Here is a 14,712-nt window from a genome sequence, read left to right as displayed (position 1 = left end):
AATGAATGATATTGACCAAAAGGAACTGGTATTTAATTTACTGATAGAGCTCTATTCTGTCGGCAAGGGAAATATAGAGGTTTCTTCATTCGACACCTTTAGCTTAACTAAAGAGTTTTCGCTAAACTCGCGGGTTATCAGCATTCTGCAAGAGTTAAACAAGCAAAGTGAGTTGCTTGGAAAATTGGAGCTAAATGTAGATTATGAAGATGTCTCATTTGAAACTTTGGAGCCGGAAGATGTCTGTACTCACCTTTCAATTTCAATAAATAAGCCGCAAGACAAGAAGCCTATTTTTTTTGCCACTTCTGCAATTGAACTTATTGATAAACAGGCTCCTTTTTTGGCTAAAGGTGCAGCCTTACCTGATTATTACTACTTAGTAAATGAAGGCTATAAAAGTACTTCTAAAGATAAACCTGTATGGTTCAATAATCTGTCTGTTGTACAAGATTGGTTTGCTTTATTTCGTAGCTTATCTGATATCGACAAGCCCACAGAAAACGGAGAGCTTATTTATTTTATTGCTAAAAGAGACAAAGATAAATTTCTGAAGCATACCGAACTTGAATTAATAATCGATTATAGCTTTACGAAAATACAGAACATACCAAAATTAGGAGAGTTCACAACACTTTTACAAAGTAAAAGTGATCTCCATACTGAAGAACGAAAAGTGTTTTTTAAGCAAGCCATTGTTCAAGTACTGTCAGATGTTGCAGAAGAAAAAACCTCTAAAGTACCCGTTGTTAAATCTTTGCTGGAAAACATAGATAAATTAACAGCTTCTTACCACGAACAAGTTCAGGTATTCATTCAAAATTTCGCATTGGATGAATTTCATAACGAAGTCGAGAATAAGTATTTCGAGTACATTGAAAGTATCAATAAAACAGTTGGTGACGTGCAAGCTAAAATGTTCGCAGTTCCAGCAAGTTTAATAGGTATAGGTGCATTACTAAAAGCTAGTAGTTGGTTGAGTTATAGCTTCATTGTGTTAGGTATTTTTATCGTTTGCTTGTTTTCTCAATTCATTATTAGTGAGCAGTTTTCTCGGTTCAAACAGATTCAAGACAGCATAAATTTTGTATTCAGGAAACTAACGGAAGACGGAATTCAAAAGTTAGATAGAACAAAAGTTATAAAAGAAATTAGAGAAATGAAAGAGAGGCTTGGAGCAGCAATTGAAAGTAAGAAAGAGCGCTTAGTATGGTATGGCGTTTTTGTTTGGATAAACCTCCTATTAGTGCCACTTCTCCTTTGGTTAAAATTATATGTTGCGATTACTTAAATAACTACAATCAAAAGATTTTTCTACTCTCCTAAAACTAGGGTGTTTCTTAGTCTTAACGGTTGGGTTTTAATCTTAGACTGCGGGATATTCAAACCGAATGAATATTTTTTAATTAATTTAGAGTAAGTACTTTACTTTTGTAGAGTACATGCTCTATACTTCAAATCGTTCCTTGTGAACGCCTGTTGTAATAATTTTGTATATTCTAGCTTTCCCCATAGCTAAATACCCGGCAATGCTTGCATTGCCGGTTTTTTTTGTCCAAATTTCAGTGAGCTACCAATTAAATTAAAGGATTGGTTAACCTAGAGTACTATCTGCGCTTGGAGCGTCATGCGCTTGGAGAGTCAGCCAAATTGATACTGGTATGCTTGTTCTACATTGAATCTATCGATTCTTTATAGCGAATTCATTAGGCGTGTAAGCGTGATTGGCTTCTATTCAAAGTTCAACAGGTATTAAAGCCGTTGATGTTCTCGTGAGCGTGAAAGAAGTCTTTGGAATTTGTATTGAGGGAGTGGGTGCTAAGCTCTAACTTTTTAAGCTAGAGCTTACAATGGATTTATGCAGCTAACTGTGCTCGCAGCTGCCTATCCTAAATAGTCTTACTCTGCAGCGTCTTCGCCTAAACTTTCTTGCTCTAAATCTTCTTGAGCAAACCAGTCACTAATTACTTGCGTTGCTTGTGGCATACCTGACTTTTTCAACGATGAAAACGCTTGTACTTTGATATTCCCGTTCAGTTCAGCCAGTGTTTTCTTCACTTTTAACACTTCTGCCGATGCTTTACCTTGCGATAGTTTGTCTGACTTAGTGAGTAGACATAGCACAGGTAACTCACTGTCTACGGCCCATTCAATCAAATTGTGATCTAGGTCTTTTAGCGGGTGGCGAATATCCATTAATACCACTAAACCTTTTAAGCAGTCGCGTTTTTCTAAGTATTCACCAAGGGCTTTTTGCCATTTTTTCTTCATTTCCATCGGAACTTTGGCAAAGCCATAGCCAGGAAGGTCAATCAAACGCTTGTTTTCTGCTATTTCAAAAACGTTGATCAATTGGGTACGCCCTGGTGTTTTACTCGTGCGAGCTAAGCTTTTTTGGCGAGTCAGTGTGTTAAGCGCACTAGATTTACCTGCGTTAGAGCGGCCAGCAAAGGCAACTTCGATACCTGTATCTTCAGGTAAACGGCGGATATCGGGGGCACTAATGGTAAATTTTGCGTTGTTTAAATTGATAACTTGCTCAGACACAGCAGACATTCCTCTTTTGAAGTGGCGCTATTATAGCGTTTTTTTCATTGTTGCTGACAATAAATAGCTTTGCGGTAGATTTTCACCGGAAATTCATTGCAGCGCTATTTGCTATAAATTGCATTTATATCTAGTAAAAACATTGTGTTAAGTCTGTTTGGAGTGATTTATCTAACGCTTAATTCGCCTATGACTTTGTGCAATTATGAGGATTAATTGAAGAAAACGGTTAAATAACCGGAATTTTTATAGGTTTTTATGCACTAGCCTGTTACACAAAAAGAATATTCGTGTAAAATGTCGCGACTAATCATATTGGGATTCAGTGTGCGTGTGGGCTAAGTTAAATATCACAAGCGCTGAGTATGAAGATCAACAAGCAGAGAGCATTCGATGAAAAAAGTTATCGTATCACTTCTATTGGGCTTGGGTGTGCTAGCGAATGCAAATGCGCAAGGCGACGCTGAAGCGGGGAAAGCGAAAGCCGCAACTTGTGCAGCATGTCATGGTGCTACTGGGCATAGCGCTGTAGATACCTACCCTAACCTAGCGGGTCAGCACGCTGATTACATTGTTAAGCAATTAAAAGCATTTAAAGACGGTTCAACCCGTAACGATCCTGTAATGGCGCCAATGGCAGCAGGTTTGTCTGAGCAAGATATGCAAGACCTAGGTGCTTACTTTGCGAGCCAGCCACTTACCGCAGCATCAGCTTCGGCATCAGCGGGCGATGCAGCCGCTCCAGCAGCCGTTGTGACAGCAGCTATTGTTGGTGATGCAGCAGCAGGTAAATACTTATACGAAAACGGCGACGAGTCTCGTGCTATCGGTGCTTGTGTTGGCTGTCACGGTAAAGACGGCGAAAGCAAAGTATTAATTTACCCAAATCTAGCGAAGCAACACCCTGAGTACATTGAAAAGCAATTAAACAGCTTCAAATCAGGCGACCGCGCTAACAACTACGCAATGGGGCAGTTTGCAGGTCCTTTAACAGAGCAAGAAATTGCTGACTTAGGCGCTTACTTCAAAGACCCTGCAGCTGTTGCTAATGTGGCACCGAAGAAAACTAAAGCCGCTGTTGCTGTTATGGGTGACATAGAGCTTGGTAAAGCAAAATCAGCAACTTGTGTTGCCTGTCACGGTGCTGACGGCAACGCTCAAGTAGCAATCTACCCGAAAATTGCGGGTCAGCACGAAGGTTACTTGTTGAAGCAGTTACAAGAATTCAAATCTGGCGCACGTAACAACGGCATTATGGCTGGTATGGTTGCAGCACTTTCTGACGAAGATATGAAGAACTTAGCAGCTTACTTTGCAAGCCAAACAACGTCTAAGGTTGTGAAACCGGAAACTGCAAACGAAGCGGGCCGCAAGTTATACTTCGGTGGTGACTCTGCACGTGGTATCACCGCTTGTGCAGCATGTCATAGCCCAAGCGGTGAAGGTATGCAGCACGCGAAGTTCCCTGCATTACTTAACCAGCACGGTGATTACGTGAAAGCACAGTTAGAGCAATTCCGCTCTGGTGCACGTGGTAACGATGCTAACGCTATGATGCGTAACATCGCGATCAAGCTATCAGACGATGATATTGCTAACCTTACAGCGTTTATCCAATCGCTTTAAGCTATTGCTAAATTAGAGAAAGCAGCCAGTAGGCTGCTTTTTTTATGTCTCCAATATGCGGGTGATTTTTGTCGTAGACAGGTTGGCTAGCGTTAGATATTGACTTAAACTTGCAGTTAAACGCTCCTCTTTCAGTAGGTTACCTTGGCAAAACCAGCTGCATCGCTTAACAATATTGTGGTTTGTCGTCGCTGTGATGCGGTGTTATCTAAACCTAAAATTGAACCGGGTCAAAAAGCCACTTGCCCTGGTTGCAGCGCCCTGCTGTACGAGCTAAAGAAAAACCCCATGGAGCGCACTATGGCGGTGTCGCTGGCGGGGCTATTACTCTTCTTTCCTGCAATTTTATTACCCATGATAGGGGTAAGTGCCGCAGGTACGCACAATGAAGCATCATTAATTGATTGCATCATCATTTTGCTTAACACCGACTACCACATCGTCGCGTTTATCGTGTTTTTGTTTACCATTGCCATTCCTATAGTTCACCTGTTGGCGGCGTTTTACATTGCTGTTGCGGTGCATTTCAATAAAATTAGCCAGTCATTGCTAGTGTTTTTTCGCAGTTATCACGTGCTAGACAGTTGGACGATGCTGCATGTGTTCTTCCTTGGTGTTGTTGTTTCTATTTACAAAATTGTTGATCTTGCTGAGCTCACTGTTGGCGGCGGCTTAATGAGCTTTGTGTTATTGCTTATTTGCTCAACGCTGGTATCGGTGACCTTAGATCATCACTACGTTTGGGAGAAAATGGAGCAAGCGCTTGAAGACTAATGCGAAAGCGATGGGTTTGGGCTGCTGCCCTTGCTGCCATAAAGTGGTGAAAATGCAGGCTGAAACTCAGCAATGTCCACGCTGCCACCGCAGTTTCAGCGTACGCAAAATCAATAGTTTATCGCATACCTTTGCGTGGACAATTGCCGCATTAGTGATGCTGGTGCCAGCCAACTTATACCCCATGATGATCTACTACACTCTTGGGCAACCAGAGGCATCTACCATTTTAGAGGGGATAGCAACCTTTATTCAGTTTGGTATGTACCCAGTGGCGATCGTGATTTTTATTGCCAGCTTTGTTGTGCCGCTGGCAAAAATTATTGGCTTGTTTATCCTGATGTATCACGCCAAACGCGCGAGTAAGTTAACGGTTAAGCAGCAAGGGCAGTTGTATCACATAGTCGAATTCTTAGGCCCTTGGTCAATGTTAGATGTTTTTGTCGTCGCTATTATGGCGGCGGTGGTCAATTTGGGTTTTCTCAGTTCTATTGAAGCAGCAAAGGGGATCACCTATTTTGGTCTAATGGTGGTGTTTACCATGCTAGCCGCCGAGAGTTTTGATGCCCGATTGCTATGGGATGCACAAGACCAGAAGCCAAAAACTGATGATAGCCAAAGTCAGCTCAACGAAGCAAAATCGCGTTAAGCTGTTTAGCGCCAACACAAATAACCCAGAATAAAGCAGACAAAAGAGAAGCACGATGAGCACAGAATCACATCCAGAGCCAATTGTTGAAGCAAAATCAGGTATTTCTGCTATTTGGTTGGTGCCTATTGTTGCCTTGATTTTTGGTGCTTGGTTAGTGGTTAAAGCGGTTGGTGATCGCGGCGTATTTATCACTATTGAGTTTGACAACGCAACAGGGATTGTCGCGGGTAAAACTGAAATTCGCTACAAAGGCTTAACGGTTGGTGTTGTGCGCGACATTGAAACTTCCAGTGATCTGCAAAGTGTGATTGTTGAGGCGGAAGTAATCAGTGATGCAAAAGATACACTGACTGATGAAACACTGTTTTGGTATGTGACTGCCGATGTCTCTTTGAGCGGAGTTAAAGGCTTAGATACCCTACTTTCTGGCAGCTATATTAACGTTCGCCCAGATATTGACGCTAGTGGCAAGTCGCAGCGCCATTTTATTGGTTTAAAAGAAGAGCCAGAGGTCGACGAATCGGCACCGGGCCTGCATATTGTGCTTTCTTCAGATACGCTTGGTTCGATTGTTAAAGACTCACCCGTTACCTTCAAACAAATTATGGTTGGTCATGTGGCGAGCTATCGTTACGATGACAGACGCAATCAAGTTGATATCAACGTGTATATCAAACCTGAATTTGCTCACCTTGTTAAACAACATTCACGCTTTTGGAACGCGAGTGGCTTAACAGTTTCTGGCTCATTAACCACAGGTGTGCATGTTGATACTGATTCATTGGCGTCGATAATCTCAGGAGGTATTGCTTTTGATACCCTCGATGTTGAAGGAGAAGCGCTTAATAGCAAAAATGGTGCACGCTTTAAGCTACATCAACATTTTCAAGATGCCGAAATGGGTTACGCCATTAACTTACAGCTTGATTGGAACAGCCAGCTCGATGTCGGTGCCGCCATTGTCTATCAAGGCATTACGCTAGGGCGATTAGATAGTTTCACCAATATCAATCCACAAACGCGTGAAATCACCGCGCTTGCCAAGGTTAACCCACGTATTGCTGCGTACCTTAATTCCAGTACCCAATTTTACCTAATGGCACCTGAGTTAGATTTAGGCGGGGTTACTAACTTACACAACGTTATTGCTGGTGCTCAAATTGGCATGCGGCCATCATTAGACGGCGATGTTACCGATACTTTCAGAGTTCATAGTCAAAAGCCTGCTTATCGATACTCCGAACCCGGCTTGCACTTAGTGTTAACCACCAGTGATGTTAATTCGCTAAAAGTGGGCACCAGTGTTTTTTACAAACAGCAAGTGGTTGGTAATATTCAGGCAATTGAAAACACCGGACCAAGCGCTTTCAATGTGCATATTCATATCCAGCCGGAATACCAAAGCTATGTGAGCTCAGATAGTCGCTTCTGGAACGCTAGCGGGTTAAGAATTGCCGGCAATATTCAGCAGTTAGACATTCAAAGTCAGTCAATGCAAGCCATCCTTGCTGGCGGTATCGCCTTCGACAAGGGCATTGATGATGCTCAGCAACCACCGAATAACGGTGATACCTTTGTTTTGCATGAAAACATTGATATAGCCAAGCAACGTGTTGCCATTGAACTGGCACTTGTCAGCGCGAAAGATGTGCGCAAAGGCACACGAATTATGTATCGCGGTGAGCAAATTGGCGCGGTGCATACCATTCGTTATGTAGATGACAGCGCCCGTTTAAACGTGGGTATTCTGCCTGAATTTCGTTGGCTTTTAAAAGACGGTACTCAGTTCTGGTTAGTAAAAACTAAGCTCTCGCTCTCTGGCCTAACCGATACTGAAGCCCTGTTTGGCGGTAACTATTTTAATGTTGATGCGGGCAATACAAGTGATACAAGCACTGAGCTCCGACAGTTTGTTGCCCTTGATAAAGCACCTGCTAAACACGCATCAGCAGAAGGCTTACAGCTTACCGTGATTAGCGAAAACGGTAGTGAAGTTAGCCCAGGGAGTCCCATTAGTTATCGCGGTATTGTGGTTGGTCAGGTCGACAATATTGAGCTTGCCAGTGACGGTGAAAAAGTCGCAATTAATATCTCTATCGACGAGCAGTATCGCCATTTAGTGCACGACTATACGCGTTTTTATCATGCCAGTGGCTTTACCATTACGGGCAATTTAACCGACTTTGTTGTTAAAACCGAATCGGCAGATACAGTGCTAACTGGCGGTCTTAGTTTTTACAACCCAGACGGTGTTGTTAACCCGCAGCCTGCGCAAGAGACGGCGCAATATACCTTGTTTAATGATTTACGCCATGCGGAAAATGCGGGTGTCGCTATTCGTATTGCGTTTAATCAAGTTACGGGACTTAAGGCTAACTTACCTATCCAATATCAGGGGCAAGAAATTGGCATGGTTGAGCGCGTTGTTTTTAATGAGAACGCACATGGTGCAACGGCGTTTGCGTATTTAAATCATTCAGGTCGCAAGTTTGCGGCGGCTGGTACTAAGTTCTGGTTTGCTGAGCCGGAAGTGGGCTTAGTGGGCTCTAAAAATGTGGGAGCTTTGATCACTGGTGGCTTTATTAATACCTTACCTGCTGCCCACGTTAACGGTAAAGCAGCGCAGCAAACTGAATTTATCGCGGAAGATTATGCGCCAGCGGTTACACAACTGCCGTTTGGCTTAAATTTGCAGTTAACGGCACAGCAACTTGGCTCAGTTCGGGTGGGCAATCCTGTTCTTTATCGTCAGGTGAAAGTAGGTGAAGTCATTGGTGTGGACTTAGCGCCAACCGCTGATCAAGTGCATATTTTTATTAATATTGAGCAGCGTTTTGCCAAATTAGTATCACCTGCCAGTCAGTTTTGGAATACCAGTGGTTTTAGTATGGATGCTGGATTATTCTCAGGCGTTTCTGTTGATGCTGAATCAATTGAAACCATCATTGCCGGTGGTATCGCATTTGCGACTCCAGATTCCACTTCAGGGGATTCATCAGTTAGCCAAGGATACAGCTTTACCTTAAAGCAAAACCCTGAGGCCAAATGGCGTAGTTGGGCTCCGAAAATTCAGCTAGCGAATTAACTCTATAAAGCGACTACTGACAAATGGCTTTTAGCGCTCGAACAGCTTGGCGGTAATCATCTGCGCGGGTAATCGCGGTGACTACGGCGACGCTATCAACCCTAGTGCTGGCAACGACTTTCGCTCGCTCAAGGTTAATGCCACCAATCGCAACAATGGGAATATTTTGCTTGAGTGCTAACAAGTGCTGCAAATTTTCCAATCCTTGAATTTGTCCTGTCATATCTTTGGTCACAGTTGGGAAAATCGCCCCAATGGCTAAATAACTAGGTTTTAGTTGCCGAGCTAATAAAAGCTCATAGCAGCCATGGGTGCTGATCCCAAGCCGTAATCCTGCATTAGCAATAGCCTTTAAGTCGGCATCGGCGAGATCTTCTTGTCCTAAGTGCACGCCATAGGCACCGTGTTTTATCGCCAGTTGCCAGTAATCATTGATAAATAACCGAGTAGTTGTGTTGCTCGTTAGCTTTACTGCTTGGGCAATTTGTCTCTCGACTTCATCAATCGGTAAATCTTTTAGCCTGAGCTGGATAATATTGAGCTCAAATGGCAGCAGTTTCTCTAGCCAATCGAGTGAGTCAATCACGGGGTAAAGTCCTAGTTTTTCTTTGCCGGAACTATTGCTTAAACCATTGTTTAACCCTAGCGAAGGAAAGCCAGAGTTAGGTAAATCTGCACTGTTGTTAACTATGTCAGGAAAATACTTATCATCCGTAGGAAAAGCTCCAACAGCAAAAGCGCCATAATAGCCAGTTTTTCCAACATTCTTGCTTAGTCCTTGATTAATAAACGCTTTAGTTAAAGTGAGTGCGTCACGCAATAAATAACCTTGCGCTAATAATAAGGTGAGTGCCGATGTAAAAGCGCAACCTGAGCCATGGCTGTAACTCGTATTAATTCGTGCGCTAACAATTTTTATCGTGTGTAGCTGAGGTTTGTTAGCTGGATCACAATTCTTAACTAGTGAATAAGCACTGTCTAAACAAGTATCAATATCGCTACTGTGCCCGCCTTTTACCACAACGGTTTGAACACCATGGTTTAGCAATTGCAAAGCAGCTTGCTCAGTTGTTTTTTCTGTTACTTTTTCTACACAAGCAAGCGCTTCAAGCTCAGGCAAGTTAGGTGTGATCACATCAAGGTATGGTAATAATTTTTGGATCGCTACGGGATCGATTTGGCTGAACTTACCGCCAACACTGGCACTAGCGACGGGATCGTAGACAGTGATCAGCGCAGGATCTTGCTGTTTGAGCCTTGCCAATAGCGTGATCAGCCAATTAACTTGATGATCGTTTGCTAATAAACCAATCTTGATAGCCGTGGGTGGCTTATCCTTGATAAGTAGTTTGGCCTGCTCATCAAGTATTTCTGTAGCGACTGGATTTACCGCCACTAAACGCTCTGAATTTTGAGTGGTATTGGCGCTGATCAGCGTACAAATTTCAACATTGTCTTGGCTAAGACTAAGGCCAGGTGAAAGGCTAAGGGCAAGGCTATGCATGGTTTTGATATCGGCTGCGATACCCGCACCGCCAGAACAGTCACTGCCGGAAATTGTCCAAACAATTGGTTTGGGCTTTTGTGTATCAAGTGCTTTATCTGGTGCTGGATGGTGTGAACGGGATGTGCTCATAAGAAACTCATACTACTCTTTCGTCTTTACTTAGCTTGTAATGTTCTGCTGGTTAACTTTGGTGCCAAAATGGCGTGTCGAGTGTTGGCGTACTTGGCTGTGCCGTCTGGCGCTCAGGCATAATGCCAGCCTGTTGCGCCAGTTCTCCTGCTTGCATTGCATAGGCAAAAGCTTTTGCCATAGCAACAGGATCACTTGCTAGCGCAACCGCACTATTAAGTAGTACGCCGTCATAACCTAGCTCTAGTGCTTGCACCGCATCTGAAGGTTTTCCAATACCGGCATCAACAATTAAGGTTGCTTGGGGTAAGCGGCTGCGAATCGTGGCGAGGTTGTAGGGATTCATTAAACCTTTACCTGTGCCAATCGGCGATGCCCACGGCATGATCACCTCGCAGCCTAAATCGTAAAGACGCTGACACAGTACTAAGTCATCAGTGCAATACGGCAATATTTGAAAGCCATCATCAATTAGGGCTTTAGTTGCTTTAAGCAATTCAATCGGGTCGGGTTGCAAGTTGTAGTCGTCACCTATCACTTCTAATTTAAGCCAATGGGTTTGAAATAACTCACGCGACATGTGTGCTAGGGTGATGGCTTCATTGGCAGTTTTACAACCTGCGGTATTGGGCAGTAGCTTAATTTGGTGATCATTGGCAAGTTGTTGCAAATACTGCCAAATCATCTGCCCCCCCTGCTCTGCTGGTGATTGGCGCTTCAGTGATAAAGTCATTACTTTAGCGCCGCTAGCGATGACCGCTTGTTGCATAATGGCTGGGCTTGGATAAAGTGCCGTACCGATGAGCAGTCGGCTATCAAGCTCAGTGCCATAGATAGAGAGTGTCATCGCTAACCTCCTTGAATCGGTGAAAATAGCTCAATACTTGCGCCGTTGCTAAGTGATGTTGTCTCGTAGTCTGTTTTGGCAACAAAGGTTTGATCGACGGCTACCGCAAATAACTTAGGCTCTGGGTGCACTGAAAAATACTCGTTAAGCAGTTGGCTCACTGTGATGTCTGTTTCTTTGTGTTCAGCCTCTTGGTAAACAGCTTGATCAAGGGTGAAAGCTTTACCATTCACCAAGTAGGTATGAGCTAGGTAGGTCTTATCTGGGTAGGTATGGGTCATTGTTTTGCTCTTAGATTGTTTTTACCGTCAACGTGTAGCCATTCAAAAAATGCTGGCGGCACTGAGTAAGAGGACTTGCTACTTTTAGCCGTATTAATTTGCTGAGCAGCCAAGTGTAAGCCCGTTGCTAGCATCACTGGCGCGAGCAAATAACCATGGCGATATAAGCCGTTGAGCTGTATCAGCCCTGCTTTGCTTCTTGCTTGTGGGCGGTTGTCGGCAAATGCTGGGCGGCAGTGGCTAAGCTGCTCAAGAATCTGCGCTTCGGCAAAACCTGGATGCAGGCTATACAAGGCAGACAGCAGCTCTAGTGCCGATTGCACGGTAACTTTACCCGTCGCCCCACTTTCTATTTCCGTCGCGCCAATAACGTATTCATGCTTGGCTTTCGGAGCGATATAAAGCTTGTATCTTGGGTGCATTAAACGCACTGGCAGTGAAAATTCGACGTCCGGCGCATACACCCTGATGACCTCTCCGCGCACTGGCCTTAACATCGGCAGTGCTCCCTGGTCTTTGATTTTGGCATCGGTATTCGCGTCGATATTGGAACCAGCTTGGGTGTGAATGGCACTTGCGCCGATGCCACGGCAATCAATGACCAAGTCAAATTGCTTAATACCTGAGTTGGTGTGAACTTGATAAGGAGATACCGTCAGCACTTGCGTTTGCGCAAGCCAATCGACCGCATTATTTGCTTGCAGCGCACTTGCCAGTGCATTGAGCAGTTGATGATTATCAATACAGCCTTCACCTTGCAGGTATGCACCGCTTTCAAAGCGCTCTGCTAATGCAGGTACTTGCTGGGTAAATTCGCTTTTGCTTAGTAATTGAAGCTGAGCTTGCGGATAATGCTGGCTGATATGGCGTGCAAAGCGTTCATAGTCACCTTGGTCCACGCGGTGACTAACGCAAATAGAACCATTCGCTTGAAAGTCGACTGGACTGGCAAGTTCGCCGAGTAACTCCGGCCACATGGTTAGTGCTGCCTCGCCCATGGCGACAATTTCAGGTTCACAGCTTAACGACTCGCCATAAGGCGTGAGCAAACCCGCTGCCGTGTAGGCAGCACTTTGCCGACCATCAATGGCGTCTTTGTCGTATAGGCTGATCTGGTGTGCGTTATTGTGCGTGTTACTCGCTAGGCTCAGCTGCCAGGCCATTAAACGACCTAGCAGCCCCGCGCCAACAATTGCAATATTGGCCACGGTATTTACCTTACTTGATGATAAATTTCAGAGCCAGTTGCTTTAAATTCGGCTGACTTCTCCGCCATACCTTGGGCAAGCGTTTTATCAATGGCATCACGGCTAACGCTGACGGTTTCGTCTGCGAGCTTGATTTCAATGCGTTGCTCAGCCTCTAGTTTTGCCGCATAGTCGCGAACATCTTGGGTGATTTTCATCGAGCAGAATTTTGGCCCACACATTGAGCAAAAATGGGCGATTTTGCCTGACTCTTGCGGCAAGGTTTCGTCGTGGTATTCACGGGCGCGCTCAGGATCTAAACCAAGATTAAATTGGTCGTGCCAGCGAAACTCGAAGCGCGCTTTTGACAATGCATTATCGCGAATTTGTGCACAGGGATGCCCTTTTGCTAAATCGCCCGCATGCGCGGCAATTTTGTAGGTGATTAAGCCTTCTTTGACATCTTCTTTGTTAGGCAAGCCCAAGTGCTCTTTGGGGGTCACGTAGCACAGCATGGCACAGCCGTACCAGCCAATATTTGCGGCACCAATCCCCGAGGTGATGTGGTCATAACCAGGGGCGATATCTGTCGTCAGTGGTCCTAATGTATAAAATGGCGCTTCGTGACAATGTTCCAGTTGCTCGTCCATATTCGCCTTAATCATATGCAGTGGCACATGACCTGGACCTTCAATCATTACTTGTACATCGTGTTGCCAAGCGATTTTGGTCAGCTCTCCTAAGGTATGAAGCTCAGAGAACTGTGCTTCGTCGTTGGCATCGGCAATAGAACCCGGACGCAGGCCGTCACCTAATGAAAAGGCAACATCGTACTGCTTACAAATTTCGCAAATATCTTCAAAGTGGGTGTAAAGGAAGTTTTCTTGATGATGTGCTAAACACCACTTTGCCATAATAGAACCACCGCGCGAGACGATACCGGTCACGCGTTTTGCCGTCATCGGCACATAGCGCAACAGTACACCTGCGTGAATAGTAAAGTAGTCAACGCCCTGCTCTGCTTGTTCAATCAAGGTGTCGCGAAATACCTCCCATGTTAAGTCTTCGGCAATGCCGTTTACTTTTTCGAGTGCTTGATAAATCGGTACTGTGCCAATTGGCACTGGCGAGTTACGCACAATCCACTCGCGCGTTTCGTGAATATAGCGGCCAGTGGATAAATCCATCACGGTATCTGCGCCCCATTTGGTTGACCACACCAGCTTTTCCACTTCTTCTTCAATGGATGAAGTAACCGCCGAGTTACCGATATTGGCGTTTACTTTGATCAAAAAATTACGACCAATAATCATTGGTTCAGATTCAGGGTGATTAATATTAGCGGGAATAATGGCGCGCCCTGCTGCAACCTCTTGGCGTACAAACTCAGGGGTAATCTGCTCGGGAATGTTAGCGTGACCAGCTTCGGTAAATTTGGCTCCAAAGCCCTGCCCCTCATGACGCTGGCTGAGGATTTCGTCTTTCATTTCCGCCCGTTTGGTATTCTCGCGAATGGCGATGTATTCCATTTCCGGCGTGATAATACCTTGGCGTGCGTAGTGTAACTGGGTCACGTTTTTCCCCGCTTTGGCGCGGCGCACTTTCGGTAGGTTTTCAAAGCGAATATGATCAAGGCCTTCATCCGCTAAACGCTGCTGGCTATAACCTGATGTCGCGCCCGTAAGCTCTTCAGTATCTGCGCGCTCGGCTACCCATGCACTGCGCAGTTTAGGTAAACCCTCATGAACATTAACGCTTACGTTTGGATCGGTGTAAAGGCCAGAGCTGTCGTAAACACGAATCGGCTCGTTAGGTTCAAAAATGGGGTTTTCTTCGGTGCCACCGACAAAAGTATCGCCAACGGCAATCTCTCGCATGGCTACTTGGATATTGTGCAGCTTGCCCGATACATAAATTTTGCTGGAATTCGGGTAACTTTGTCCCGACACATTGTTGATAAAGGCTTCCGCCTGCTGACGACGTTCACGTCGCGATAATGAACTCATAGCTCTCACCTAGATAATAATTAATTATATTCGGCGGAGTTGACTAGGTATGACGAGAACAACACAAACCC

At 44.7% G+C, this 14,712-nt stretch carries 11 protein-coding genes and 1 pseudogene; 6 read left to right on the top strand and 6 right to left on the bottom strand.

Annotated elements, in window-relative coordinates; genetic code table 11:
• Position 1: 1 nt before the first annotated feature.
• On the top strand, positions 2–1,291 hold the full coding sequence (locus tag DXX92_RS18375) for a hypothetical protein (RefSeq protein ID WP_116002116.1): 1,290 nt from the start codon (positions 2–4) through the stop codon (positions 1,289–1,291).
• Between the two features lie 608 nt (positions 1,292–1,899).
• On the opposite strand, the gene yihA is transcribed toward DXX92_RS18375, so the two are convergent.
• Entirely contained in the window at positions 1,900–2,547 is a 648-nt protein-coding gene (gene yihA, locus DXX92_RS18370) for a ribosome biogenesis GTP-binding protein YihA/YsxC (protein ID WP_245961527.1), read from the bottom strand.
• 393 nt (positions 2,548–2,940) lie between these two features.
• Here yihA and DXX92_RS19280 point away from each other — a divergent pair.
• The 5 genes and pseudogenes from DXX92_RS19280 to DXX92_RS18345 form a co-directional block, all read left to right on the top strand.
• Positions 2,941–3,561 (top strand): annotated as a pseudogene (locus tag DXX92_RS19280) (c-type cytochrome); the annotation flags it as partial.
• A 72-nt stretch (positions 3,562–3,633) separates the two neighbouring features.
• Complete coding sequence (locus tag DXX92_RS18360; RefSeq protein ID WP_116002516.1) at positions 3,634–4,173, top strand: c-type cytochrome; 540 nt, start codon at positions 3,634–3,636, stop codon at positions 4,171–4,173.
• Positions 4,174–4,317: 144 nt separating this feature from the next.
• On the top strand, positions 4,318–4,947 hold the full coding sequence (locus tag DXX92_RS18355) for a paraquat-inducible protein A (protein ID WP_116002114.1): 630 nt from the start codon (positions 4,318–4,320) through the stop codon (positions 4,945–4,947).
• Positions 4,937–5,596 carry a paraquat-inducible protein A gene (locus tag DXX92_RS18350; protein ID WP_116002113.1) on the top strand — a complete coding sequence of 220 codons (660 nt, stop codon included), beginning with the start codon at positions 4,937–4,939 and terminating at the stop codon, positions 5,594–5,596. Before DXX92_RS18355 ends, DXX92_RS18350 begins: the two co-directional genes overlap by 11 nt.
• Positions 5,597–5,651: 55 nt before the next feature.
• Positions 5,652–8,684 (top strand): PqiB family protein, encoded by a 3,033-nt coding sequence (locus DXX92_RS18345; protein WP_116002112.1) that lies wholly within the window; start codon positions 5,652–5,654, stop codon positions 8,682–8,684.
• 13 nt (positions 8,685–8,697) lie between these two features.
• Here the strand turns inward: DXX92_RS18345 and thiE are convergent, their stop codons facing one another.
• From thiE to thiC, 5 genes are read right to left on the bottom strand one after another with little or no spacing between them, the layout of a single operon-like run.
• Complete coding sequence (thiE, locus tag DXX92_RS18340) at positions 8,698–10,320, bottom strand: thiamine phosphate synthase (RefSeq protein WP_116002111.1); 1,623 nt, start codon at positions 10,318–10,320, stop codon at positions 8,698–8,700.
• A gap of 52 nt (positions 10,321–10,372) precedes the next feature.
• Complete coding sequence (locus DXX92_RS18335) at positions 10,373–11,167, bottom strand: thiazole synthase (protein ID WP_116002110.1); 795 nt, start codon at positions 11,165–11,167, stop codon at positions 10,373–10,375.
• Between the two features lie 2 nt (positions 11,168–11,169).
• Entirely contained in the window at positions 11,170–11,448 is a 279-nt protein-coding gene (gene thiS / locus DXX92_RS18330; protein ID WP_116002109.1) for a sulfur carrier protein ThiS, read from the bottom strand.
• Positions 11,445–12,656, bottom strand: coding sequence for an FAD-dependent oxidoreductase (locus DXX92_RS18325; RefSeq protein ID WP_116002108.1), 1,212 nt, complete (start codon positions 12,654–12,656; stop codon positions 11,445–11,447). Before DXX92_RS18325 ends, thiS begins: the two co-directional genes overlap by 4 nt.
• Before the next feature lie 5 nt (positions 12,657–12,661).
• Positions 12,662–14,641: a phosphomethylpyrimidine synthase ThiC gene (thiC, locus tag DXX92_RS18320; protein WP_116002107.1), complete on the bottom strand. Its 1,980-nt coding sequence runs from the start codon at positions 14,639–14,641 to the stop codon at positions 12,662–12,664.
• Between the last annotated feature and the right edge of the window lie 71 nt (positions 14,642–14,712).

It is taken from the genome of Thalassotalea euphylliae, assembly GCF_003390395.1.
Lineage (GTDB): Bacteria > Pseudomonadota > Gammaproteobacteria > Enterobacterales > Alteromonadaceae > Thalassotalea_F > Thalassotalea_F euphylliae_C.
This window is presented reverse-complemented; position numbering and strand designations above follow the sequence as displayed.